23 protein-coding genes are annotated in these 24,446 nt (G+C 63.9%); 10 read left to right on the forward strand and 13 right to left on the reverse strand.

What is annotated here, in order from left to right:
* Window positions 1-13: 13 nt before the first annotated feature.
* The 4 genes from ABRP30_RS06675 to minC form a co-directional block, all read right to left on the reverse strand.
* Window positions 14-649, reverse strand: a complete 636-nt coding sequence (locus ABRP30_RS06675) for an RluA family pseudouridine synthase (protein WP_241802831.1) — start codon at window positions 647-649, stop codon at window positions 14-16.
* Window positions 650-849: 200 nt separating this feature from the next.
* Window positions 850-1,104, reverse strand: coding sequence for a cell division topological specificity factor MinE (minE, locus tag ABRP30_RS06680; protein ID WP_241802832.1), 255 nt, complete (start codon window positions 1,102-1,104; stop codon window positions 850-852).
* Between the two features lie 3 nt (window positions 1,105-1,107).
* The gene (gene minD / locus ABRP30_RS06685) at window positions 1,108-1,920 is read right to left on the reverse strand and encodes a septum site-determining protein MinD (RefSeq protein WP_012313198.1); all 813 of its coding nucleotides are present in this window, start codon (window positions 1,918-1,920) and stop codon (window positions 1,108-1,110) included.
* Window positions 1,921-2,020: 100 nt separating this feature from the next.
* Window positions 2,021-2,773 carry a septum site-determining protein MinC gene (gene minC, locus ABRP30_RS06690; RefSeq protein WP_349976044.1) on the reverse strand — a complete coding sequence of 251 codons (753 nt, stop codon included), beginning with the start codon at window positions 2,771-2,773 and terminating at the stop codon, window positions 2,021-2,023.
* Window positions 2,774-2,884: 111 nt separating this feature from the next.
* Between minC and ABRP30_RS06695 the strand changes: the two genes are divergently transcribed.
* On the forward strand, window positions 2,885-3,820 hold the full coding sequence (locus tag ABRP30_RS06695; protein ID WP_349976045.1) for a lipid A biosynthesis lauroyl acyltransferase: 936 nt from the start codon (window positions 2,885-2,887) through the stop codon (window positions 3,818-3,820).
* A gap of 66 nt (window positions 3,821-3,886) precedes the next feature.
* On the forward strand, window positions 3,887-5,035 hold the full coding sequence (locus ABRP30_RS06700; protein ID WP_349976046.1) for a patatin-like phospholipase family protein: 1,149 nt from the start codon (window positions 3,887-3,889) through the stop codon (window positions 5,033-5,035).
* Between the two features lie 56 nt (window positions 5,036-5,091).
* Here ABRP30_RS06700 and ABRP30_RS06705 read toward each other — a convergent pair whose 3' ends face one another.
* Both ABRP30_RS06705 and ABRP30_RS06710 read right to left on the reverse strand, forming a co-directional pair.
* A complete protein-coding gene (locus ABRP30_RS06705; protein WP_267821821.1) occupies window positions 5,092-5,916 on the reverse strand; it encodes a VacJ family lipoprotein in 825 nt (274 codons plus the stop codon).
* Window positions 5,909-7,207: a serine/threonine protein kinase gene (locus ABRP30_RS06710; RefSeq protein ID WP_241802847.1), complete on the reverse strand. Its 1,299-nt coding sequence runs from the start codon at window positions 7,205-7,207 to the stop codon at window positions 5,909-5,911. Before ABRP30_RS06710 ends, ABRP30_RS06705 begins: the two co-directional genes overlap by 8 nt.
* Window positions 7,208-7,402: 195 nt before the next feature.
* Here ABRP30_RS06710 and ABRP30_RS06715 point away from each other — a divergent pair, with 195 nt between their 5' ends.
* The gene (locus ABRP30_RS06715) at window positions 7,403-7,771 is read left to right on the forward strand and encodes a hypothetical protein (RefSeq protein ID WP_267821824.1); all 369 of its coding nucleotides are present in this window, start codon (window positions 7,403-7,405) and stop codon (window positions 7,769-7,771) included.
* 51 nt (window positions 7,772-7,822) lie between these two features.
* On the opposite strand, the gene ABRP30_RS06720 is transcribed toward ABRP30_RS06715, so the two are convergent.
* Window positions 7,823-9,388 carry a beta (1-6) glucans synthase gene (locus ABRP30_RS06720; RefSeq protein WP_349976047.1) on the reverse strand — a complete coding sequence of 522 codons (1,566 nt, stop codon included), beginning with the start codon at window positions 9,386-9,388 and terminating at the stop codon, window positions 7,823-7,825.
* Window positions 9,389-9,585: 197 nt separating this feature from the next.
* Here ABRP30_RS06720 and ABRP30_RS06725 point away from each other — a divergent pair, with 197 nt between their 5' ends.
* From ABRP30_RS06725 to ABRP30_RS06735, 3 genes are all read left to right on the forward strand, one after another.
* Entirely contained in the window at window positions 9,586-10,446 is an 861-nt protein-coding gene (locus ABRP30_RS06725) for a glycine betaine ABC transporter substrate-binding protein (protein ID WP_267821828.1), read from the forward strand.
* Between the two features lie 164 nt (window positions 10,447-10,610).
* The gene (locus ABRP30_RS06730; protein ID WP_267821830.1) at window positions 10,611-10,922 is read left to right on the forward strand and encodes a DUF485 domain-containing protein; all 312 of its coding nucleotides are present in this window, start codon (window positions 10,611-10,613) and stop codon (window positions 10,920-10,922) included.
* Window positions 10,919-12,583 carry a cation acetate symporter gene (locus ABRP30_RS06735; RefSeq protein ID WP_241802854.1) on the forward strand — a complete coding sequence of 555 codons (1,665 nt, stop codon included), beginning with the start codon at window positions 10,919-10,921 and terminating at the stop codon, window positions 12,581-12,583. Before ABRP30_RS06730 ends, ABRP30_RS06735 begins: the two co-directional genes overlap by 4 nt.
* A 70-nt stretch (window positions 12,584-12,653) precedes the next feature.
* Here the strand turns inward: ABRP30_RS06735 and ABRP30_RS06740 are convergent, their stop codons facing one another.
* Entirely contained in the window at window positions 12,654-12,806 is a 153-nt protein-coding gene (locus ABRP30_RS06740; protein ID WP_003252624.1) for a DUF3309 family protein, read from the reverse strand.
* Between the two features lie 205 nt (window positions 12,807-13,011).
* Here ABRP30_RS06740 and ABRP30_RS06745 point away from each other — a divergent pair, with 205 nt between their 5' ends.
* A complete protein-coding gene (locus tag ABRP30_RS06745) occupies window positions 13,012-13,827 on the forward strand; it encodes an SDR family oxidoreductase (RefSeq protein ID WP_349976048.1) in 816 nt (271 codons plus the stop codon).
* 120 nt (window positions 13,828-13,947) lie between these two features.
* A complete protein-coding gene (gene csrA, locus ABRP30_RS06750) occupies window positions 13,948-14,136 on the forward strand; it encodes a carbon storage regulator CsrA (RefSeq protein WP_241802856.1) in 189 nt (62 codons plus the stop codon).
* 54 nt (window positions 14,137-14,190) lie between these two features.
* Here the strand turns inward: csrA and ABRP30_RS06755 are convergent, their stop codons facing one another.
* The 5 genes from ABRP30_RS06755 to mnmC all read right to left on the reverse strand — a co-directional run bounded on the left by ABRP30_RS06755 (window position 14,191) and on the right by mnmC (window position 21,596).
* Entirely contained in the window at window positions 14,191-14,418 is a 228-nt protein-coding gene (locus tag ABRP30_RS06755; RefSeq protein WP_039603187.1) for a YheU family protein, read from the reverse strand.
* Between the two features lie 61 nt (window positions 14,419-14,479).
* Window positions 14,480-15,664, reverse strand: a complete 1,185-nt coding sequence (locus ABRP30_RS06760) for an osmoprotectant NAGGN system M42 family peptidase (RefSeq protein WP_267821835.1) — start codon at window positions 15,662-15,664, stop codon at window positions 14,480-14,482.
* 144 nt (window positions 15,665-15,808) lie between these two features.
* On the reverse strand, window positions 15,809-17,554 hold the full coding sequence (gene ngg, locus ABRP30_RS06765; protein WP_349976049.1) for an N-acetylglutaminylglutamine synthetase: 1,746 nt from the start codon (window positions 17,552-17,554) through the stop codon (window positions 15,809-15,811).
* Window positions 17,555-17,557: 3 nt separating this feature from the next.
* Entirely contained in the window at window positions 17,558-19,345 is a 1,788-nt protein-coding gene (locus tag ABRP30_RS06770; protein WP_349976050.1) for an N-acetylglutaminylglutamine amidotransferase, read from the reverse strand.
* Between the two features lie 277 nt (window positions 19,346-19,622).
* Window positions 19,623-21,596, reverse strand: coding sequence for a bifunctional tRNA (5-methylaminomethyl-2-thiouridine)(34)-methyltransferase MnmD/FAD-dependent 5-carboxymethylaminomethyl-2-thiouridine(34) oxidoreductase MnmC (gene mnmC / locus ABRP30_RS06775; RefSeq protein ID WP_349976051.1), 1,974 nt, complete (start codon window positions 21,594-21,596; stop codon window positions 19,623-19,625).
* A gap of 191 nt (window positions 21,597-21,787) precedes the next feature.
* On the opposite strand from mnmC, the gene pap reads away from it, so the two are divergent.
* Both pap and ABRP30_RS06785 read left to right on the forward strand, forming a co-directional pair.
* Window positions 21,788-23,281, forward strand: a complete 1,494-nt coding sequence (gene pap, locus ABRP30_RS06780) for a polyphosphate:AMP phosphotransferase (protein ID WP_267821843.1) — start codon at window positions 21,788-21,790, stop codon at window positions 23,279-23,281.
* A gap of 119 nt (window positions 23,282-23,400) precedes the next feature.
* A complete protein-coding gene (locus ABRP30_RS06785) occupies window positions 23,401-24,363 on the forward strand; it encodes a DMT family transporter (RefSeq protein ID WP_267821846.1) in 963 nt (320 codons plus the stop codon).
* Window positions 24,364-24,446: the final 83 nt, after the last annotated feature.

The following is a 24,446-nucleotide window of genomic DNA, read 5'->3' on the forward strand; positions in this document are numbered from 1 at the left end:
TGCAGCTTGCCGCTCAAAAAGGCGCAGGACATTCGAACGTCAGTCGTTCGCCGGAAACGGGGTGGGTGAAGCTCAGCATTGCTGCATGCAGGCACAAGCGATCATGCGCCGCCAAGGCTTCGGGGTTGGCATACAAACGGTCACCGAGCAGCGGGTGCCCGATCGACAGCATGTGCACCCTCAACTGGTGCGAACGGCCGGTGATTGGCGTCAACTCCACCCGGCAGTGGTCGCCGCAACGCTCAAGGATGCGCCAGAAGGTCAGGGCATGTTTGCCTTGCTCATGGTCCACCACATGGCGTGGCTTGGTGGGCGGGTCGTAGCGCAGGGGCAGGTCGATGCTGCCGCTGTCCAGCACCGGCTGACCCCAGCACAGCGCGGTGTAGGCCTTCTCCGTCTCGCGGTCGTGGAACTGGCGCGACAGCTCGCGGTGGCTGTCTGCATCGCGGGCCAGCAGAATGATACCGGAGGTTTCCCAGTCCAGGCGGTGGACGATCAGCGCATCCGGGTAGCCGTTTTCCTGCAGGCGAGTGATCAAGCAATCCTTGTTGTCATCGGCGCGGCCTGGCACCGACAGCAGCAGGGTCGGCTTGTTGACCACCAGGATGGCGGCGTCTTCATGAAGGATCTGGACGTTCGACAGCGGCATTGCGGGTTCTCGGTCAAATCGGGGAAAACCATTGGGGCCGCGTTGCGGCCCATCGCCGGCAAGCCGGCTCCCACACGTACCGCGCAGGCCCCGTAGAAGCCGGCAAACCGGGTTCCAGAGGTACAACGCAGACCCTGTGGGAGCCGGCTTGCCGGCGATGGGCTGCAACGCAGCCCCAATGATCGAGCCAGTTCGCTGTATCAGCGCTCAGGCAACGTGATGTTCAGCTCCAGAATCGAGCAACTGCCCTGGTTTTCCAGTTCGATGTGCACATCATCGCTACCGATGTTCACATACTTGCGGATCACCTCGAGCAGCTCTTTTTGCAGCGCCGGCAGGTAGTCCGGTTCGCTGCGCTGGCCGCGCTCATGCGCCACGATGATCTGTAGACGCTCTTTCGCCACCGACGCACTGGTCTGTTTCTGTCTGCCACGAAAGAAGTCAAAAAGGTTCATGGTTTATTTGCTCCCGAAAATGCGCTCGAAGAATCCCTTCTTCTGTACATCGATGAAGCGCATCGGCTTCTCTTTGCCCAGCAGGCGGTCGACCGCATCGCTGTAGGCCTGGCCGGCATCGCTCTGATCATCGAGAATGACCGGGATACCTTGGTTGGACGCCTTGAGTACCGCCTGCGACTCCGGGATCACGCCCTTGAGCTTGATCGACAGAATCTCTTCCACGTCGGCCACGCTCAGCATTTCGCCCTTGACGACGCGCTCCGGGTGGTAACGCGTGATCAGCAGGTGTTCCTTGATCGGCTCTTCCCCGTTTTCGGAGCGGCGCGACTTGCTCGACAGAATGCCCAGCATACGGTCGGAGTCACGTACCGAAGACACTTCAGGGTTGGTCACGACGATGGCTTCGTCGGCGAAGTACATGGCCAGGTGCGCGCCTTTCTCGATACCCGCCGGCGAGTCGCAGATCACGTACTCGAACTGTTCTTTGAGGTCCATCAGAACCTTTTCAACGCCTTCCTGGGTCAGCGCGTCCTTGTCGCGAGTCTGGCTGGCGGCCAGTACGTACAGGTTCTCCAGGCGCTTGTCCTTGATCAGGGCCTGCTGCAGGTTGGCTTCGCCGTTGACCACGTTGACGAAGTCGTAAACCACGCGGCGCTCGCAGCCCATGATCAGGTCGAGGTTACGCAGGCCCACGTCGAAGTCGACGATGACCGTCTTGTGGCCGCGCAGTGCGAGGCCGGTGCCGATGGCGGCGCTGGTGGTGGTCTTGCCCACACCCCCCTTGCCGGAAGTAACGACGAGAATCTTGGCCAAGGTGTTTCACCCCTAAATAAGTCGGGACAGGCGTCCCAGCAAAATGCAAAAAAACGGCAACAGGTAAAAAAGTTGCTCTAAAAATGACGGCAAGTATCCGTTAAAGACGGGTGATGTTCAACACGTCACCAGACAGGCTGACTTGCACGCCGCCGCCCCACAGCGGGTCGCGGCGCAGGTCCTCGCAGACCTTGTACTGGCCAGCGATGGAGACCATTTCGGCGGTCATCTGCTGGCAGAAGATACGGGCCTTGGTGTTGCCTTTGATGCCGGCCAGGGCACGGCCGCGCATGGCGCCGTACACATGGATGTTGCCATCGGCGAGAAGTTCCGCACCCGGGCTTACCGACCCTGTGACCACCAGGTCGCCACCCTGAGCATAGATCTGCTGGCCGCCACGTACAGGCGAAGTGATGATCCGCGTCGGGCGGATTTCCGGCTCTGCAGCGGGCGCCGGTGCCGGCTCGGGCTTTTTCACTTCCGGCTCTGGCTCCAGCGGCCGCTCACGGGCGCCGGAGGGCGGCAGTACCGGCAGGTCGATGGCGATCGCCGCAGCGATGTCCTCGATGCGGCTGGCCCGGATCGCCAAGGTCCGCAGGCCGTGGTGACGGCAGATGCGCATCAGCCCGGGCAGGTCGATCGCCCCTTCGTCGGCTGGCAGCTTGTCCAGCGCCAGCACCAACGGCGTGTTGCTGAAGAAATTAGGGGCCTGGGCCACTTTCGCCGCCAACTGGCGGTCGAGGGCTTCAAGGTCGTTGCGCCCCAGCTCCAGCACAGTGATGGCGAGCATGCTGCCCTTGAGCTGGAACACGGAGGCGGTGTCGGGTGTGTGGTTTGGGCTCATGGTCTGCATAGACGGCTTGTTGCGGAAAAAGTGCCCTGACTTATAACGATAAGACCGGTTGGCCGCAACCGGCGCCGATCCGATGTAGAATGCTCGGCCTTTGACTTACCGGAAGCTTCAATGGAACGCCCGCGTTTTCGTCCCTATTTCCTTCACCCCAGGTTCTGGGGCCTGTGGCTGGGCCTGGGCCTGCTGTGGCTGGCGGTGCAGTTGCCCTACCGCGCCCTGCTGTGGCTCGGCGCTGCCCTGGGCGCGCTGATGTATCGGGTGGCCGGTGAGCGCCGACGCATCGCTGCACGCAACCTGGAACTGTGTTTCCGCGAGATGTCCGTCGACGAACGGCGCCGTTTGTTGAAGGCGAATTTCGCCTCCACCGGCATCGCCTTCTTCGAAATGGCCATGAGCTGGTGGTGGCCCAAGGCCAGGTTGGCGCGCCTGGCGCACATCGAGGGCCTCGAGCACCTGCAAGCCGCGCAACAGGCCGGGCAGGGCGCGATCCTCATGGCCGTGCATTTCACCACCCTGGAGATCGGCGCCGCCTTGCTCGGCCAGGTGCACACCATCGACGGCATGTACCGCGAGCATGGCAATGCGCTGTTCGACTTCATTCAGCGCAGCGGCCGTGAGCGCCACAACCTCGATTCGCTGGCCGTGGAGCGTGAAGACGTGCGCGGCATGCTCAAACTGCTGCGTGCCGGGCGCGCCATCTGGTATGCGCCCGACCAGGACTACGGCGCCAAGCAGAGCCTGTTCGTGCCGTTGTTCGGCATCCAGGCGGCAACGGTCACCGCCACCACCAAGTTCGCCCGCCTGGGCAAGGCGCAGGTCATTCCCTTCACCCAGAAGCGCCTGGAGGATGGCAGTGGCTATCGCCTGGTGATCCACCCGCCGCTGGAAGCCTTCCCCGGTGAAAGCGAAGAGGCCGATTGCCTGCGCATCAACCAGTGGATCGAAGGCGTGTTGCGCGAGTGCCCCGAGCAATACCTGTGGGCGCACCGGCGCTTCAAGTCGCGGCCTGAAGGTGCGCCGCGGCTGTATGACAAGAAAAAGCGCTGACCATGTGGCAGCCGGCTTGCCGGCGATGAGGCCAGCGCTGGCAGTCAAAGATCCTGGGAGCAAGACATGGCCCCACCCCCCACCACCGGCCTGATCCTCTCTGGCGGCGGCGCCCGCGCCGCCTACCAGGTCGGTGTTCTGGCCGGCATCGCCGAGCTGCTGCCTGCCGGCGCAGCCAACCCCTTCCCGGTGATCGTCGGCACCTCGGCCGGCGCCATCAATGCCGTGACCCTGGCCAGTGGCGCCATGCGCTTCAACGAGGCGGTACAAAGGCTCACCGCCTTCTGGCAGAACCTGGGCAGCCACCTGGTGGTGCGCAGCGACTGGCCGGGTGTGATCCGCCAAGCCAGCCGCTTTGTCGGCCACAGCCTGCTGGGGCTGGGCGGCCAGGCACCGGTTGCGCTGCTCGACAGCAGCCCGCTGCGCGGCCTGTTGCAGGCGCACATCGACCTGGATGGCATCACCCATGCCCTGGCCAGCGAGCAGCTGCGCGCGGTCGCGGTCACCGCATTCGGCTACGAGTCTGGCCAGGCGGTGACCTTCTACCAGGGCCGCGGCACCATCGACGCCTGGCTACGCCACCGCCGCCTCGGCGTGCCCACGCCATTGACCGTTGACCACCTGCTGGCCAGCGCGGCTATCCCGCTGCTGTTCGCCCCGGTCCGGCTCGGTGACGAGTACTACGGCGACGGCGCGGTACGCCAGTCGGCGCCGATCAGCCCGGCGCTGCACCTGGGGGCCAGCCGCGTGCTGGTGGTCGGCGTCAGCGGCAACCCGCAACGGCCAGCACCACCTTTGCCGCCCCAGCGCGTGTTCAGTGGGCACCAGCCAAGCCTGGCGCAGATCGCAGGGCATATGCTCAACAGCACGTTCATCGACAGCCTGGAAGGCGATATCGAGCTGTTGCAGCGCCTGAATCACCTGAGCCGCCTGCTGCCGGCCCACCTGGATGCGCGACGCCTGGGGCTGGCGCCGATCGAGGTGCTGGTGGTGGCGCCCAGCCAGCCGCTGGACGAAATCGCCGCACGGCATCGGCGTGAGCTGCCGGCGGCGCTACGGGTGTTCCTGCGCGGCCCGGGGGCGACGCGGACCAGTGGGGCAGGGGTGTTGAGCTACTTACTGTTCGAGGCCAGCTATTGCAGCGAGCTGATCGAGCTGGGGCGGCGGGATGCGCTGACCAAGCGGCGGGAGCTGGAGCAGTTTCTGGGGCTGTAATCGATGGGGCCGCCGTGCGGCCCATCGCGACACCAAGCCGCCTTTACGGCAGCGCGTTACTCGGCAATCTGCAGCTTGCGCGACTGGGTATACACATACCGGACCTTCTCATACTCGAAGGGCGAGTTGAGCTGGCCATAGCGGAATTTGGTGGTGTAGCGTTTGTCCACCGCGCGCAGCAGGAAGATTTCCGGATGATCGGTGCTTACCTCGGCCATGTTCAGGTAATTGATCGCCTGTTCGCCGGCGTAATCCACCACCACCCCGGTGGTATCGCGCAGGTTCGACGGCCCCAGTACCGGCAGCATGATGTACGGGCCATCAGGCACGCCATAGAAGCCCAACGTCTGGCCAAAATCCTCGCTCTGGCGCGGCAGGCCCATCTTGGTCGCCGGATCCCAGAGGCCACCCACACCGATGATGGTATTGAACATCAGCCGCGCGGTGATCTCTGCCGAACGCTTGGCCTTGAGCTGCAGCACGCTGTTGAACAGGTTCGGCACATCGCCCAGGTTGTTGAAGAAATTGCTCACCCCGGTGCGCACGAACCGGGGCGTGACGTACTGGTAGCCGTCCACCAGCGGCAGCAGCACCCACTGGTCCAGGCGGTAGTTGAAGTGGTAAATGCGCCGGTTCAGCGACTCCAGCGGGTCGTATACGTTGAGCGCCGCCAAGGTGGAGCGTTCGAACTCGCGCTGGTCCAGGCCTGGGTTGAATTTCAGTTCGCGCAGCGGGTCGATGAACCCGTCCGCTTCAGGGGCCAAAGGTTGGGCGGTTACCTGAGGGTCGGACTCGATCACGCTGGTGCGCGGCGCGGTTTCCGCGGCCAGGGCATTGCCGGCAAACAGCAGGGCGGTGGCGAAGAGGAATTTGTTAACCACGGAAGAACTCCAGCATGGCGTCGCTGTTGACGCGGTAGTTGAGGTTGCCGCAATGGCCGCCATGGGGGTAAAGGGTCAGGCGATCACCAAACACCTTGCGCAGGAAACCGATATCGCCCGGGCCGAGGATGACATCGTCGGCATTGTGCATCACGGCGATTTTCGGGCTGTTGCGCAGGTAGTCCTCCAGCGCGTACAGGCTCACCTGGTTGACCAGTTGCAGGATGCTATTGCCGTCGGTGCGGGCGCGCCACATCGGGATCACCTGCTCAGTCATGTAGCAGTCGAAGTCGCATTGCAGGGCACGCTTGAAGAACGGCGTAAGGCTGCTGCCTTCGGTGATCGGGTACTTCGGCGGGATGATCAGGCCGCGCCGGTTGATCAGGTCCGAAGTGAAGGCGATATCGGCCGCCGAGAAGCGGAACGAGGTGCCGATCAGCATCGCCATCTGTTCGTTGGACAGGTGCTGACGCGACTGCTGGAAGTCATACAGCAGGGCTTCGTTGAGGTCGATGTAGCCCTTGTCCTGGAAATAGCGGGTGAGCTTTTCCAGCATCAGCTCATAGAACGTGGTGCTGCGGTCGATGCCTTTGACCTGGGTCTGCACCAGTTTGTCGAGGTTGTTGATCGAGGTGTACAGGTTGACCGGCGGGTTGAGCAGCAGCACACGCTTGAAGTTGAAGCTGCGACGGGTTTCATCCAGGTGGCTGACGAACGCTGCGTCCAGCGCGCCCAGGCTGTAACCGGTGAGGTAGTACTCGCTGATCGGCAGGCGCGGGTGCTGGGCACGTACGGCTTGCATCACCCGGTACATGTCTTCGGCGTCTTCCCGGCTGATGCCCGGGGTGGCGAAGCGCGAGGCGGCGCTCATGAAGTCGTAGCTGGTCGGCGACGACAGCTGAACCACGTGGTAACCGGCCTGGTAGAACAGTTTTTTCAGGTATTCGTTGATGGTGCTCGAATACGGCGCGCCGGTGCCGGCGATGATGAAGATCAGCGGCGCTTCATGGTCCTGGCGAGCCAGCCGGTACTTGAGCTTTTTCACTGCCCAGAAGTTGTCTGGCAGGGTGAACTCACGCTCCGGGCGCAAATTCAGGCTGTAGTCGCTCTGGTCGATTTCGTCGTCGCTGGGCAGCGTTGGTCGCTGATCGGGCGGCGTCGTGGCGATCGTCGCCTCGAACGGGTTGGTCAAGGGGAAGCCGTAGGTCGCGGCGTCGATGTCGCGCGCAGAAGCGGCCACAGCCATGAGCAGGCCGCCAAGAAGGGCGGCTAGGCGCCAATATCGAAGCATGTAATCCCCCAGAAAGAACGCGAGCAAGGTACTGCGCTACGCAGGCTAGGACCACAAGTGCCTTGGCAAAGTTGCCAAGTGCGGTGGCCTTTGGTGTGCTTGTTATCTGCAACATAGCTGCAGGATTGTGATTTTGCCTTACAACCGGCCTTGGGCGATCATGCACCGTTTCGATTACTGCTATTGGAGAACAGGATGTCTCGTACCTTGCCGGCTGCGCTGCTGTTGCTGTTTCTCGCCTTGTGGCTGGCTGCCAGTTACGGCGTGCGTTACGGGTTGATGGAGGATGCGCAGTGGGTCGGCCTTTGCGCCGTGCCCGGTGAACACTGGCAGTGCCAGGTGCGCTCGGTGCTGGGGTTGGGGATTCACTTTCAGGTGATGGCCTGGGCCGGGCTTGGGCTGGCGTTGCTGGCGCAGGTGGTTGGCGGGCGCAACGGTTGGTGGCTGGCGTTGCTGGCGCTGGTGTTCGGCATCCCGGCGCTGGTGCTGTATACCGCCAGCATTGCGGTGTTTGCTGTGGTGCTGGCGGGGTTACGGCTGGTCCGGCAAGCGCGGCGCGGCTGACTGCCATTGCTGTGTTGGCAACTGTCTTACCGGCTTGTCGGCGATGGAGGATCACGCCTTGCGCACGCGCAAACTCCGCCACAACGCCGCAGTCATCATCACACTGACCACCGCCCAACCCCAGGCCTGCTGATTCTCCAGCCCTTCCCGGTACAGCTGAGGCATCACCCCGGCCCCGACGATGAACGCCAGCAGCGCCACCTCTGCCCGTGCCGCCGCCACCGGGCGCAACAGGTAAACCACAGCCGGCAACGCCAGCGCCGCCGTGGGGAAACTGCGATAACGCGGGTCGAACACCATCGCCAGCATGCTCACTGCCGCCGCAAAGCCTGCCGCCAGCAATAGCCACCCTGCGCGCGCCTCGAACCAGGCGAACCAACGTTCCCGCCAGCCAGCCCGGCGCGCCAGCGCCAGCACCGCATGGGCCAGCACCAGCAGGTTCAGCCCCGCCAGCAACGCCGCCCACAGCCATTCCCCGGCAAACCGTGCGTGGGTGCGCATCAACTCGCCCCACAGCCCCAGGCAGCCAGCCCCAAACGCCGCCAGCAAGGGCAACAGCAAAGCCCCGGTCGCGGTGCCGGGGCGCCCGGCGAACAGCAGCATCGTTGCCATCAACAGCACGCTTGCCAGCAACCATTGCGGCCAGTGATGCAGGTTGCTCACCGGGCCCTCGAGTACCCCTTTGTCCTGCCGGTCGGCATCGTACAGCCCCCAGTAGCCGCCCACCGCGCCTTCACTGGCGCGCTTCCACGGCTGGTCGAAGGCTTCGATCAGGTTGTAGTGCCAGCCATTGGCCTCGGCCATGGCGACGAAACCGCGGATGAAGCGTGCCTCGTTGGCCCGGCTGGGCACGGCCGTCTCGCGCTGGCGGCCTTCGCTGGGCCAGCCGGTTTCGCCGATGAAGATATCCTTGGGCGCAAAGCGCGTACCGAACACCCGACGCACATCGGCGACATGCGCCAGGGCATCTTCGATACCACGCGGGTCGTCCTCCCAGTAGGGCAACAGGTGAATCGTCAAAAAGTCCACCGCTGGCGCCACCTGCGGGTGCTGCAGCCAGAACTCCCAGACATCGGCATAGGTCACCGGTACCCTGACCTGGCGCTTCACGTTGCCGATCAGCGCGGCCAGGCGCTCGCCGGTCACTTCCTTGCGCAGCAACGCCTCGTTGCCCACGATCACCGCACTGACCACATCCGGGTTGGCGTTGGCGGCGGCAATCAGCAGATCCACTTCCTTGTCGGTATCCACCGGGTTGCCATTGACCCAGGCCCCGAGCATCACCTTCAGGCCATGCTTGCGCGCCAGTGCCGGGATCGCTTCCAGTCCGGTCATGGAATAGGTGCGGATGCACTGAAATCGTTCAGCCAACAGCGCCAGGTCAGCGTCCATGCCCGCCGGGCGCAAGCGAAAAGGCTGGTCGAACGGCGACTGGTCCTTGTCGAACGGCGTGTAGGAGGCGCACTGCAATTTGTGCGTGGGGCTGGCCGCGTCCGGTAGCAGGATCGGCTTGCCGAGCGTGTACCAGAGCGCCCCAAGCCCTGAGAGGGCAAGCAGGCAGGCGAGCAGGTACAGCGGGAGCAGCAGGCGGGCAGGGCTGGGCATCAGGCGGTCCATCGTCAGGCGCAAAGCGTTAGATAGTAGCCCGGCGCCAAACCTTTGGCATGCAAGGATCGCGCAGAATGGCGCAGGCAGATGCCGCTAATGGCACAGTGCTGTCGCAAAGGGTTCGGGTGCAGGTCGCAGCTGGAGCAGGTTGGGCAGCGTTGCAGGACCATGATGCAATCTCCGAGACCTGACGAGGGGATGCTTTGATGGCAACTTTGAAAAAAATGCGACGACTCCTGGGGGCGGGCACCGCCCTGGTATTGGCCATGAGCGGTGCACAGGCCATGGCCAAAGAAGTGAGCATCGGTTACGTGGATGGCTGGGCCGACAGCGTGGCGACCACCAACGTGGCCGCCGAAGTGATCAAGCAGAAGCTCGGCTACGACGTGAAGCTGCAGGCCGTGGCCACCGGCATCATGTGGCAGGGTGTAGCCACCGGCAAACTCGACGCCATGCTCTCGGCCTGGCTGCCGGTAACCCATGGTGAGTACTGGACCAAGAACAAGGACAACGTGGTCGATTACGGCGCCAACTTCAAAGATGCCAAGATCGGCCTGATCGTGCCGGAGTACGTCAAGGCCAACAGCATCACCGACCTCAAGACCGATGAAAGCTTCAAACAGAAGATCGTCGGCATCGACGCAGGCTCCGGGGTCATGCTCAAGACCGACCAGGCCATCAAGGACTACGACCTTACCGGCTACAAGCTGCAGGCAAGCTCCGGCGCGGCGATGACCGCAGAACTGGGCCGTGCCTACGCCAAGAAGCAGTCCATCGCCGTGACCGGCTGGGTGCCGCACTGGATGTTCGCCAAATGGAAGCTGAAGTTCCTTGAAGACCCCAAAGGCGTCTATGGCGCGGCCGAGACGGTCAACAGCATCGGCAGCAAAGAGTTGGCGACCAAAGCGCCAGAAGTGGCCGAGTTCCTGAAGAAGTTCAGCTGGAAGTCCAAGGATGAGATTGGCGAGGTGATGCTGGCGATTCAGGAAGGCGCCAAGCCTGAAGCTGCGGCGAAAGATTGGGTAGCCAAGCACCCGGATCGTGTCCAGGAGTGGACGGGCAAATAACCGATCAGATTCTCCAGACCGGGGCCACACAGTGGCCCCGCTTTGTTACTGATTCTGCAAAACACCCTTGCATCTAAGACTAAGGTCGTCTGGTTGGCGTTCAAAGGCAGCATAAAGTGACGGTGTGGGTTCCATCCCCTATCTGTGCTGCTAGGACAAAAACAATGAACGACAGCATTTACCTCTCGATACAAAACAGCCCCCGTTTCAAGGAGCTGGTCACCAAGCGCGAACGGTTCGCCTGGGTTCTCTCGGCGATCATGCTCGGCCTGTACTGCGCCTTCATCCTCCTGATCGCCTACGGTCCTCATCTGCTGGGCGCCAAGCTCAGCCCTGAGTCGTCGATTACCTGGGGCATCCCCCTGGGCGTCGGCCTGATCGTTTCGGCATTCGTCCTGACCGCCATCTACGTGCGCCGCGCCAACGGCGAATTCGATGAGCTGAACAAGGCCATCCTCAAGGAGGCGCAACAATGATTCGCCACACCAAAGCCTTGGCCGTACTGGCCTGCGGCGTTTTCGCACCCGCCGTGTGGGCAGCCGATGCCCTGACCGGCGAGGTGCAGAAACAGCCGCTGAACGTTGCAGCGATCGCCATGTTCGTGGCCTTCGTCGCCTTTACCTTGGGCATCACCTACTGGGCCTCCAAGCGTAACAAGTCGGCAGCCGACTACTACGCTGCCGGCGGCAAGATCACCGGCTTTCAGAACGGTCTGGCGATTGCCGGCGACTACATGTCGGCAGCGTCGTTCCTGGGTATTTCCGCGCTGGTGTTCACCTCCGGCTACGACGGCCTGATCTACTCGATCGGCTTCCTGGTCGGCTGGCCGATCATTCTGTTCCTGATCGCCGAGCGCCTGCGCAACCTGGGCAAATACACCTTTGCCGACGTAGCCTCCTACCGCCTGGGGCAAAAGGAAATCCGTACCCTGTCGGCCTCCGGTTCACTGGTGGTGGTGGCCTTCTACCTGATCGCGCAGATGGTCGGCGCCGGCAAGCTGATCGAGCTGCTGTTCGGCCTGGACTACCATGTCGCGGTGATCCTGGTGGGTATCCTGATGTGCCTGTACGTACTGTTCGGCGGCATGCTGGCCACCACCTGGGTACAGATCATCAAGGCCGTACTGCTGCTGTCCGGTGCCAGCTTCATGGCACTGATGGTGATGAAGCACGTGGGCTTCGACTTCAACACCCTGTTCTCCGAAGCGATCAAGGTGCACAGCAAGGGTGAGGCGATCATGAGCCCGGGCGGCCTGGTCAAGGACCCGATCTCGGCGTTCTCGCTGGGCCTGGCACTGATGTTCGGTACTGCCGGCCTGCCGCATATCCTGATGCGCTTCTTCACCGTCAGTGACGCCAAGGAAGCCCGCAAGAGCGTGCTCTACGCCACCGGCTTCATCGGCTACTTCTACATCCTGACCTTCATCATCGGCTTTGGCGCGATCCTGCTGGTCAGCACCAACCCGGACTTCAAGGACGCCGCCGGCGCCCTGCTGGGCGGCAACAACATGGCGGCGGTGCACCTGGCCGATGCCGTGGGTGGCAGCATCTTCCTGGGCTTCATCTCGGCGGTAGCGTTCGCCACCATCCTGGCGGTGGTTGCCGGCCTGACCCTGGCCGGTGCCTCGGCGGTGTCCCATGACCTGTACGCCAGCGTATGGCGCAAGGGCAAGGCCAACGACAAGGACGAGATCCGTGTGTCGAAGATCACCACCATCGCCCTTGGCGTGCTGGCGATCGGCCTGGGCATTCTGTTCGAGAAACAGAACATCGCCTTCATGGTCGGCCTGGCGTTCTCCATTGCCGCCAGCTGCAACTTCCCAGTCCTGCTGCTTTCGATGTACTGGAAGAAGCTGACCACCCGCGGCGCCATGATCGGCGGCTGGCTGGGCCTGGTGAGTGCAGTGACGCTGATGATCCTTGGCCCGACCATCTGGGTGCAGATCCTCGGCCACGAGAAGCCTATCTACCCGTACGAGTACCCGGCGCTGTTCTCGATGCTGATTGCCTTCGTCGGTATCTGGTTCTTCTCGGTCACCGACAAGTCCAAGGCAGCTGAAAGCGAACGTGCACTGTTCTTCCCGCAGTTCGTCCGCTCGCAGACTGGCCTGGGGGCTTCGGGCGCCGTGTCGCACTGATTGACGCGCAATGAAAAACCGCGCTGCGGCTGATGCCGTAGCGCGGTTTTTTTTGCAGCGGCTGACAGCGCTAGATCATCCCAAGCAACAACAACACCAGCAGTATCACCAGCACCACGCCAATGATGCCGGACGGGCCATAGCCCCAGCTGCGCGAGTGCGGGAAGACCGGTAAGCCACCAATCAACAGCAGGATGAGGATGATGATGAGGATCGTGGTCATGACGGAGTCCTTGCGTGGTTAGGGGTCAAGGGCCTCGAATAGCTGGCCTCTTGTTAATTCGGACCGGCGCCGCTTGGCAAAGATTCCATTTGCTTGGCACGACCGTAGGGTCATGCCCACCCATTCACTACCCTGATGGACCCTCCCTGACGGCAACGCCTTGATTAGACTGGGCTCATCACCCATCAGTACAAGGCCTGCCACCATGCACAAACGCATCATGATCACTGGCGCCGGTTCCGGCCTCGGCCGCGAGATTGCCCTGCGCTGGGCGCGCGAGGGCTGGCGCCTGGCGCTGGCCGATGTCAACGAGCCAGGGCTGCGCGAAACCCTTGAGCAGGTGCGGGGTGCCGGTGGCGAGGGCTTCATCCAGCGCTGCGACGTGCGCGACTACAGCCAGCTGACCGCCCTGGCCCAGGCCTGCGAAGAGAAGTTCGACGGTATCGACGTGATCGTCAACAACGCCGGTGTAGCCTCGGGCGGCTTCTTCGCCGAGCTGTCGTTGGAGGATTGGGACTGGCAGATCGCGGTCAACCTGATGGGCGTGGTCAAGGGCTGTAAGGCCTTCCTGCCACTGCTCGAGCGCAGCAAGGGGCGCATCATCAATGTGGCGTCGATGGCGGCCCTGATGCAGGGGCCGGGCATGAGCAACTACAACGTTGCCAAGGCCGGTGTGCTGGCGCTGTCGGAGAGCCTGCTGGTAGAGCTGCGCCAGTTGGAAGTGGCGGTGCACGTGGTGTGCCCGTCGTTCTTCCAGACCAACCTGCTGGACTCCTTCCGTGGCCCGAACCCGGCCATGAAGGCCCAAGTGGGCAAACTGCTGGAGGGCTCGCCGATCAGTGCAGCGGACATTGCCGACTACATCCACCAGCAGGTCGAGGCCGGTGAATTCCTGATCCTGCCCCACGAGGCCGGGCGCCAGGCCTGGCAGCTCAAGCAGCAGGCGCCGCAGCGGCTGTATGACGAGATGGCAGAGATGGCGGTGAAAATGCGTAGCAAGGCCCAAGCGCGCGGATTGTAGTACCGTCTGTAGGGCGAATTACCAGCCAGTGTAGGCTTGCTCTGAATTGCTCCCGGGGCGTTGAGTCAGCGGATTTCCCCATGCAATCTCCGGTTTTTCCTGTTGCCGGAGGGCCGGAACATGTTGGTCATTGGACGTGAAGTCGGCGAAGTCATCAACATTGGTGACGACATTCAGATCAAGGTGGTGGAAACACGCAATGGCATGGTGCGTTTTGGCGTGAGCGCGCCGCGTGAAGTGTCGGTGCACCGGGCAGAGGTGTACAAGCGGATAAAGGCGGGGGAGAAGCGCAAGGGCAAATCGGCTTGATGTCGACGTTACCCACCGCTTCGCGGGCGAGTGCCGCGAAGCGGTGGGTATCGATCAGTCGAGCAGTTCACGCGGCACATCGTGCTTGGCCAGCAGTTGGCACTGCTGGCTTTCCGGGTCGAACAGGATGAACGCCTGGCCCTTGGCCAGCGCCTGGCGCACCCGCAGCACACGGGTTTCCAGTGGCGTGTCGTCGCCATTGTCGGTGCCGTCGCGGGTGACGAAGTCCTCGATCAGGCGCGTCAGGGTTTCGGCTTGCAGGTGTTCGTAGGGGATCAGCATGGGCGGCAATCAGCTTGGTAACGGAATGCGCCCATGCTACGCCAAACCGGGCCGCTGCGGCTCACTCCTTGTTCCCCACCAGGCTGTCGACTGCAGGCACCCGCGTGTCGCTCTCCATCTGCGCATCGTGCTCCAGCTGGTGGCTGAAGCGCTCCAGGGACGCATTGGTCGGATTGGAATCGCTTGCGAACACCGGTGGGCTGAGCAGGTAGCCCGACAACAGGCGGCTGAGCGCGGCCAGGCTGTCGATATGGGTGCGCTCGTAACCGTGGGTGGCATCGCAACCGAAGGCCACCAGCGCGGTGCGGATGTCGTGCCCGGCAGTGACCGCCGAATGGGCATCGCTGAAGTAATAGCGGAACACGTCACGGCGCACCGGCACATCCTGGTCGCCGGCCAGTTTCAGCAGGTGGCGTGACAGGTGGTAGTCGTAGGGCCCCGACGAGTCCTGCATGGCCACACTGACCGCGTGCTCGCTCGATGCCTGGCCGGGTGCTACCGGGGCGATGTCGATGCCGACGAACTCGCTGACGTCCCAAGGCAGGGCAGCGGCAGCGCCTGAGCCGGTTTCTTCGGTGATGGTGAACAGCGGGTGGCAGTCGATCATCGGCTGGCGGCCACTTTCCACCACTGCCTTGAGGGCTGCCAGCAGCGCAGCCACGCCGGCCTTGTCGTCCAGATGGCGGGCACTGATGTGGCCGCTCTCGGTGAACTCCGGCAGCGGGTCGAATGCCACGAAGTCGCCGATGGCAATCCCCAAGGACTCGCAGTCGGCGCGGGTGGCGCAGTAGGCGTCCAGGCGCACTTCGACATGTTCCCAGCTGACGGGCATCTGGTCGATGGCGGTATTGAAGGCGTGCCCGCTGGCCATCAGCGGCAATACGCTGCCGCGGAACACCCCGGTGTCGGTGAAGACGCTGACCCGGCTGCCCTCGGCGAAGCGGCTCGACCAGCACCCCACCGGGGCCAGGGCCAGGCGGCCGTTGTCCTGCAGCTGGCGCACGCTGGCGCCGATGGTGTCCAGGTGGGCCGAGACGGCGCGGTCCGGGGAGCTTTGCCGGCCTTTGAGGGTGGCGCGGATGGTGCCGCGGCGGGTCAGTTCGAAGGGAATGCCCAGTTCGTCCAGGCGTTCGGCGACATAGCGCACGATGGTGTCGGTGAAGCCGGTCGGGCTGGGGATGGCGAGCATCTCCAGCAAGACGCGCTTGAGGTAGTCAAGGTCCGGCTCGGGGTATCGTTCAGACATGGGTACTCCTCAGGTATTGCTTTGCTCTTGCAGGCCCTATCGCCGGCAAGCCGGCGCCCACAGGTAGGGGGTGATGCACAGGTTCAGGAAACTGCGCCAGAGACCAGTGGGAGCCGGCTTGCCGGCGAGAGGGCCGTCATGGATTCACGCCAACGCCCGGCTGTGCGGGAACAGCAGGTCGACAAAGCGCTCTGCAGTTGGCTGCGGCTCATGGTTGGCCAAGCCGGCGCGCTCGTTGGCCTCGATGATCACGTAGTCCGGCTGTTCGGCATCACGCACCATCAGGTCCAGGCCCACCACTGGAATCTCCAGCGCCCGCGCAGCGCGCACGGCGGCATCGGCCAGCACCGGGTGCAGGCGCTCGGTAACGTCCTCCAGGGTGCCGCCGGTGTGCAGGTTGGCGGTGCGGCGCACAGCCAGGCGCTGGCCTGCGGGCAGTACGCTGGTGTAGTCGAAACCGGCGTCACGCAAGGTGCGCTCGGTCTCGTCGTCCAGCGGAATGCGGCTTTCACCACCGGTAGCGGCCTGACGGCGGCGGCTCTGGGCTTCGATCAACTGATGGATGCTGTGCTTGCCGTCACCGACCACCTGGGCCGGATGCCGAACCGCCGCTGCAACCACCTCGAAACCGATCACCACGATGCGCAGGTCATGCCCCGGGTGGAAACTCTCCAGCAGCACGCGGCTGTCGAAGCGGCGGGCGTGTTCGATGGCCTGGCTAACTTCCTCGTAAGTCGTCAGGTTCACCGCCACACCTTGGCCCTGCTCACCATCGACCGGTTTGACCACCACCGCGCCGTGCTCGTCGAGAAACGCCAGGTTATCGTCGGCATTGCCGGCCAGTTGCTGCACCGGTACCAGCAAGCCTGCGTTGTGCAAGGTTTGCTGGGTCAGGCGCTTGTCCTGGCAGAGGGTCATGCTGACCGCACTGGTCAGGTCGCTGAGCGATTCGCGGCAACGCACGCGGCGCCCGCCGAGGCTGAGGGTGAACAGCCCGCCTGCGGCGTCGTCCACCTGCACCTCGATGCCACGGCGGTAGGCCTCATCGACGATGATCCGTGCATACGGATTCAACCCCGCCTCAGGGCCGGGGCCAAGAAACAATTGCTGGTTGATGCCGTTCTTGCGCTTGACGGCGAAGGTCGGCAGGTTGCGGAAACCGAGCTTCTCATACAGCCGCTTGGCCTGACGGTTGTCGTGCAGCACCGACAAGTCCAGGTAGGCCAGGCCGCGGCTCATGAAGTGCTCGACCAGGTGGCGCACCAGCACCTCACCCACGCCAGGGCGGGTGCAATGCGGGTCCACGGCCAGGCACCACAGGCTGCTGCCGTGTTCGGGGTCATCGAACGCCTTGCTGTGGTTCAGGCCCATGACGCTGCCGATCACCGCGCCGCTGTCTTCATCCTCGGCCAGCCAGTACACCGGCCCGCCCTGGTGGCGCGGCGTCAGCAGTTCCGGCTGGACCGGCAGCATGCCGCGTGCCTGGTACAGGGTGTTGATCGCCTGCCAGTCACTGCTGCTTTGTGCACGGCGGATGCGGAAACCGCGAAACACGCGTTGCGCCTGGCGGTAGTCGGTGAACCACAGCCGCAGCGTGTCGGACGGGTCCAGAAACAGCTGCTGCGGTGCCTGCGCCAGCAGCTGTTGAGGGGCCGCCACATACAGCGCGATGTCACGTTCGCCGGGGCGTTCCTGCTGCAGTGCCTCGGCCAGGCTGGCCGGGTCGGGGTAGGTGTGACCTATCAGCAGCCGGCCCCAGCCGCAGTGCAGCGCACGCGGCTGGTCGTGGGGTTCGCTGCCATCGCCGGCCAGGCGCGCCTGGAGGCGCTCGTAAGACGGCGTCTGGCCACGCAACAGGCGCTGACCGTAGGCAGTTTCATGGGCTTTCATCGGTCAGATTCCTTGTTCGCTGAGCCACAGGTTCAGCGCCGCCAGCTGCCACAGCTTGGAGCCGCGCAGCGGGGTAAGTTGGCCATGCGGGTTGCTCAACAGGCGGTCGATCATGGTCGGGTTGAACAGCCCGCGGTCCTGGCTGGGGTCGGTGAGCAGCTCGCGTACCCAGTCCAGGGTGGCGCCTTGCAGGTGCTTGAGGCCGGGTACCGGGAAGTAGCCTTTCTTGCGGTCGATCACCTCATGGGGGATCACCCGGCGTGCGGCTTGCTTGAGCACATGCTTGCCACCATCGGGCAGTTTGAAGCGCGCCGGGATACGTGCCGACAACTCGACCAGGCGGTAATCCAGGAACGGCGTACGGGCTTCCAGGCCCCAGGCCATGGTCATGTTGTCGACCCGTTTGACCGGGTCGTCGACCAGCATCACCGTGCTGTCCAGGCGCAGCGCCTTGTCCACCGCGTCGGGCGCGCCTGGGCGGGCGAAGTGTTCACGCACGAAGTCGCCGGCAACATCGGTCTCCAGCAGCCAAGGGGCTTGCACGGTATCGCGGTACTCGGCATGGCTGCGGTCGAAGAACGCATCGCGGTAGGCGCCAAAGGCGTCATCGGCGCCGTCCACCTGCGGGTACCAGTGGTAGCCGGCGAACAGCTCGTCGGCACCCTGGCCGCTCTGCACGCCCTTGCAGTGCTTGGCTACCTCGCGTGACAGCAGGTAGAAAGCGATGCAGTCGTGGCTGACCATCGGCTCGCTCATGGCGCGGAACGCGGCCGGCAATTGCTCGATGATTTCGCTTTCGGCGATGCGCAGCTGGTGGTGGCGGGTGCCGTAGTGCTTGGCGATCAGGTCGGAGTACTGGAACTCGTCACCGCGCTCGCCGCCGGCATCTTCGAAGCCGATGGAGAACGTCGACAGGTCATCTACGCCCACTTCCCGCAGCAAACCGACCAACAGGCTGGAGTCGACGCCGCCGGACAGCAGTACACCCACGTCTACCGCGGCGCGCTGGCGGATGCCGACGGCATCACGGGTAGCATCGAGCACACGGGTGGTCCAGCCTTCCAGGTCCAGGTCGCGCTCGTCCGGGTTGGGGCCGTAGTGCAGCTGCCACCAGGTCTGGCGCTCGACTTCTCCATGGCGGTCGATGCGCATCCAGGTGCCGGGTTCGAGCTTTTGCACATTGGCCAGCAAGGTGCGTGGCGCCGGCACCACCGCGTGGAAGTTGAGGTAGTGGTTGAGCGCTACCGGGTCGATCATCGGATCGATGTCGCCACCTTTGAGCAGCGCTGGCAGGGTCGAGGCAAAGCGCAGGCGTTCGCCGTTGCGCGACAGGTACAAAGGCTTGACGCCCAGGCGGTCGCGGGCCAGGAACAGGCGCTGATTGTCGCGCTCCCAGATGGCCAGGGCGAACATGCCGTTGAGCTTGGGCAGCAGGGCCGCGCCCCAGGCGTGGTAGCCCTTGAGCAGCACCTCGGTATCGCCGTCGGACCAGAAGGTGTAGCCCAGGTCCTGTAGCTCTTGGCGTAGTTCGGGGAAGTTGTAGATGGCACCGTTGAAGGCCAGAGACAGGCCCAGGGTGTTGTCGACCATGGGCTGAGCCGAGCCGTCGGACAGGTCCATGATTTTCAGCCGGCGATGGCCAAGGGCGATCGGGCCCAGGCTATGGAAGCCCCAGGCGTCGGGGCCACGGGGCGCCAGGTGATGGGTCATGCGCTCTACCGCGGCGAGATCCGCCGGGCGAGGGGCTTGGTCGATGGGGGTGAAACGCAACTCTCCTGCTAATCCGCACATAGGTCCTTACCGGTTTTTCCGTTGGGGAATCAGCGCCCCGGATTAGGGCGCCTGTAAGGAACTGACCTGGGGGATTTGTGAGAGTTTTAGATCGATCTGTTATAAGTAGTGCCCTGCGTTACGGCCAATCGCCGGCAAGCCGGCTCCCACCGCGACCTCGGAGTTCTTCAGACCTGCGCTTTATCTATGGCAGCAACTGTCTTACTCAACTTCTAAAAGCTGGCGCGATCCCGGTGGGAGCCGGCTTGCCGGCGATTGGGCTGCACAGCAGCCCCATTCACTTCCCCCGAATCAACCGGCGCAAGCCAAACCGGTTCGGGTGGCACGCCTCTGCCACCGCCCGCGGCAGCGGCAAAGGCTCGCCACTGACCCACGCCGCAATCAGCTCGCCCGAAAGCGGCGCTGTGATCAGCCCCCGCGACCCATGCCCACTATTCACATACAGCCCCTCAAGCCAGGGGCAGGGTACATCGGGCACCTGCCGCGCATCCTTGGCCAGTATGGCGTAGGCCTCGGCAAAGGCTGCAGGGTCGGCAACCGGCCCCACGATCGGCAAGTAATCCGGGCTGGTGCATCGAAATGCCGCGCGCCCCTGCAACTGCTCAGGGTCAAGCGCCGCAGCACCCAGCCGCCGGGCCAGGTCGGTAGAGATTTCATCGAGCATGGCCAGGTTGCCCTGGTGTTCGGCCACGGTCGGCGTCAGGTCATCGCTATGGAAGTCAAAGCTGGCCCCCAGCGTGTGCTCCTCCCCCCTGGGCGGTGCTACATAGCCCTCGGCGCAGACCACGGTAGCCAGCGCCCGGCTGGCGTCGGTCGCCGGCAGGCGGGTGACCTGCCCGCGGATGCGCTTGAGCGGTAGCTGGGCACAAGGCTCGAAACGCTTCACATCAGCCGCCCCGGCCAGCACCACCACAGGGGCGCTGGCCAGTAACCGGTCGCCGGCCCAGGCTTGCCACAGGCCATCGGCCTTGCGCAGTGCGAGTACATCGTGATGGGCCAGCAGGCGAATGTTGGAGTGCTGCAGTTGTGCCTGGCACAGTGCCGGTGGATGCACCCAGCCGCCTTCGGGGTAGTACAACCCGCCGGCCGGGAGCGCGACCCCGGCGATCGTTTCGGCTTCACTGCGCTGCACTGCTCGCAGCAAGCTGCCCTCGAAGGCGTCGGCGAGCTTGCCCTGGCGTTCGGCTTCCTTGTGGTCGAATGCCAGTTGCAAAACCCCGCACGCATCCCAGTCCTGGCCGCGCTGCAGGCGTTGAAGCTGGCGCCGGGTGTAGCCGAACCCGGACAGGATCATCTGCGACAAAACCGTGCCGTGCGCGGACAGCTTGAGGTACAGCACGCCCTGGGGGTTGCCGGAGGCTTCGCGGGCGGCGGCGTCGTGACGCTCCAGTACCGTTACTTGCCAGCCCCGTGCGGCCAGGCTGGCAGCGCTGGCAGTGCCGGCGAGCCCTGCGCCGATCACCAGGGCCTCGCGCGGGCCTTCGGGCGCTCGTGGCCGCGCGTACCAGGGCGCCGACAGGGGGGCGTTGGGCGGGCCGGTGTACTCACCGCTCATCACCTCCCACTTCTTGCCGATGCCAGGCACCTTTTTCATGGTGAAGCCGGCTTCGATCAGGCTGCGACGCACCCAGCCGGTAGTGGTGAAGGTGCCCAGTGCGGTGCCGGCATGGGACAACCTGGCCAGTTGCCTGAACAGCTCGGGTGTCCACATGTCGGGGTTTTTCGCCGGGGCGAAGCCGTCGAGAAACCACACGTCGATACGCGCGTCCAGCTGCGGCAGCTGCTCCAGCACATCGCCGATCAGCAGGGTGAGGGTGATTCGGCCCTGGTCGAAGGTGAACTGCTGGAAGCCTTGATGCACCGCGACGTATTGCTGCAGAAAGGGTTCGGTGAACCCGGCCAGCTCCGGCCACAGGCGCATTGCACGGGCCATGTCGGCATGGCCCAGGGGATACTTCTCGACGCTGATGAAGTGCAAGCGGGCATCTGCGTGGGCTGTTTCGGCGAACAGCTGCCAGGCACAGAAAAAATTCATGCCGGTGCCAAAGCCGGTTTCACCGATCACCAGGCAGCCGTGGGGCGCCAGGTCGGCGAAGCGCTGGCGCAGGCGGGTTTGTTCGAGGAACACATGCTGGGTTTCGGCAATGCCCTCGTTGATGGCGAAGTAGACATCGCCGTATTGCCGCGAATGTGGGCGGCCCTGGTCGTCCCAGTCGATCTGGGCATGCTGAAGGAGGGTGGGTGCGGGCATGGCTGGTTTCGCTGGAAGTGGGTAGCTGCAAGCTTCAAGCTACAAGCTGCAAGAAAAAGCAGATGGTGGCACGCCCTGGCTTTTCTTGCAGCTTGAAGCTTGCGGCTTGCGGCTTGCGGCTTGCGGCTTGCAGCTTGCAGCTTCCCCCCAAGATTCCGCTAGTCTTGCTTATCCATTGAAGGAGCGAGTGCATGTTTGAATCCGCGGAAATTGGTCACAGCATCGACGACGATACCTTCGAGGCAGAAGTGCCCGCGCTGCGCGAGGCTTTGCTCGAAGCCCAGTACGAACTCAAACAGCAGGCACGCTTCCCGGTGATCGTGCTGATCAATGGCATCGAAGGCGCTGGCAAGGGCGAGACGGTCAAACTGCTCAACGAGTGGATGGACCCGCGCATGATCGACGTGCTCACCTTCGACCAGCAGACCGACGAAGAGCTGGCCCGCCCGCCCGCCTGGCGCTATTGGCGGGCGCTGCCGCCGAAGGGGCGCATGGGCGTGTTTTTCGGCAATTGGTACAGCCAGATGCTGCAGGGCAGGGTGCACGGGCAGTTCAAGGATGCCGTGCTCGACCAGGCCATCACCGGCGCCGAGCGGTTGGAGCAGATGCTTTGCGACGAAGGTGCGCTGATCATCAAGTTCTGGTTCCACCTGTCCAAGAAACAGATGAAAGCGCGGCTCAAGTCGCTCAAGGACGACCCCTTGCACAGCTGGCGCATCAGCCCGCTGGACTGGCAACAGTCCCAGACCTACGACCGCTTCGTGCGCTTTGGCGAGCGGGTATTGCGCCGTACCAGCCGTGACTATGCACCCTGGCACGTAGTCGAAGGCGTCGACCCCAACTACCGCAGCCTGGCCGTCGGACGCATCCTGCTGGAAAGCCTGCAGGCCGCACTGGCCGTCAACCCCAAAGGCAAGCACCAGGGCAACATTGCACCGCTGGGCCGCAGCATCGACCAGCGCAGCCTGCTGGGCGCGCTGGACATGACCCTGCGCCTGGACAAGCAGGACTACCAGGAGCAACTGGTGACCGAGCAGGCACGCCTGGCCGGCCTGCTGCGCCACAAACACATGCGTCGGCATGCCCTGGTGGCGGTCTTCGAGGGTAATGATGCGGCGGGCAAAGGGGGCGCGATCCGCCGCGTGGCCGCTGCGCTGGACCCGCGCCAGTACCGTATCGTGCCAATCGCCGCCCCTACCGAGGATGAGCGTGCTCAGCCGTACCTGTGGCGGTTCTGGCGGCATATCCCGGCGCGCGGCAAGTTCACCATCTTCGACCGGTCCTGGTATGGCCGGGTGCTGGTCGAGCGCATCGAGGGTTTTTGCACCCCGGCCGACTGGATGCGCGCGTATGGCGAGATCAATGATTTCGAGGAGCAGCTGGTGAACGCCGGCGTGGTGGTCGTCAAGTTCTGGCTGGCGATCGACCAGCAAACCCAGCTGGAGCGTTTTGAAGAGCGCGAGCAGATCCCGTTCAAGCGCTACAAGATCACCGAGGACGATTGGCGCAACCGCGAGAAGTGGGACCTGTACGTGGATGCCGTGGGCGACATGGTCGACCGCACCAGCACCGAGATCGCGCCATGGACCCTGGTCGAGGCCAATGACAAGCGCTGGGCGCGGGTGAAGGTGCTGCGCACCCTCAATGAAGCCCTGGAAGCGGCGTTTGCCAAGCACAAGAAATAGCCTGTCGGCATGCCGCGGGGGAATGACCTGATGAATTCTTTTCCCGGCTTTTTTCCCCGGTGGCAGGCAGCAAGCCTTTAGAATCGAGACACCCCACAACGGGCTCGACCGAGGACTTTATGCACATCACATCCGGGCGCCGGAGCTATGGACTGGCTCTGGCGCTTTTGACTGCACTGCTCTGGGGCATCCTGCCGATCAAACTCAAGCAGGTGTTGCAGGTGGTCGACCCCATTACCGTCACCTGGTTCCGCCTGCTGGTGTCCGGCGGCCTGCTGTTCGCCTGGCTGGCGGCCAAGCGCCGCTTGCCTTCTTTCGCCAAGCTCGGCGCCAAGGGCAAAGGCTTGGTGGGGGTGGCCGTATGCGGGCTGATGGGCAACTACGTGCTGTACCTGATCGGCCTCAATCTGCTGAGCCCCGGCACAGCGCAATTGGTGGTGCAGATCGGCCCGGTGCTGCTGCTGGTGGCCAGTGTGTTCGTGTTCAAGGAACGCTTCAGCCTGGGCCAAGGGCTTGGGCTGATGGTGCTGCTGGCCGGCTTCGGCCTGTTCTTCAACCAGCGCCTGGAAGAGCTGCTGACCTCGCTGGGCGCCTACACCACAGGCGTGCTGACCATCCTGCTGGCCACCAGCATCTGGGTGTTCTATGCCCTGAGCCAGAAACAGCTGCTGACGGTGTGGCATTCGCAGCAGGTGATGATGGTGATCTACCTGAGCTGCGCCGCGCTGCTGACACCTTGGGTGCACCCGCTGGAGGCGCTGCAGCTGACCCCCCTGCAAGGCTGGTTGCTGCTGGCGTGCTGCCTGAACACGCTGGTGGCGTATGGGGCTTTTGCCGAGGCCCTGGCGCACTGGGAGGCATCGCGGGTCAGCGCCACACTGGCGCTGACGCCACTGGTGACCTTTGTGGCGGTGGCGATTGCGGCCTGGCTGTGGCCGGACTATGTGCAGGCCGAGGACATCAATGCCTTGGGCTATGTTGGCGCGGTGACCGTGGTGCTGGGGTCGACACTGGTGGCCCTGGGACCATCGCTGGTGGCTGGGTGGCGGGCGAGAAGGGCGCGTTTGGCTCAGGTTGGTTGAGAGCCTGTTCCGGCCCTATCGCCGGCAAGCCGGCTCCCACACGGACCGCGCCAGCTTTTAGATGTTGAGCAAGACTGTTGCCC

The organism is Pseudomonas sp. WHRI 8519, assembly GCF_040224055.2.
GTDB classification, from domain to species: domain Bacteria; phylum Pseudomonadota; class Gammaproteobacteria; order Pseudomonadales; family Pseudomonadaceae; genus Aquipseudomonas; species Aquipseudomonas putida_X.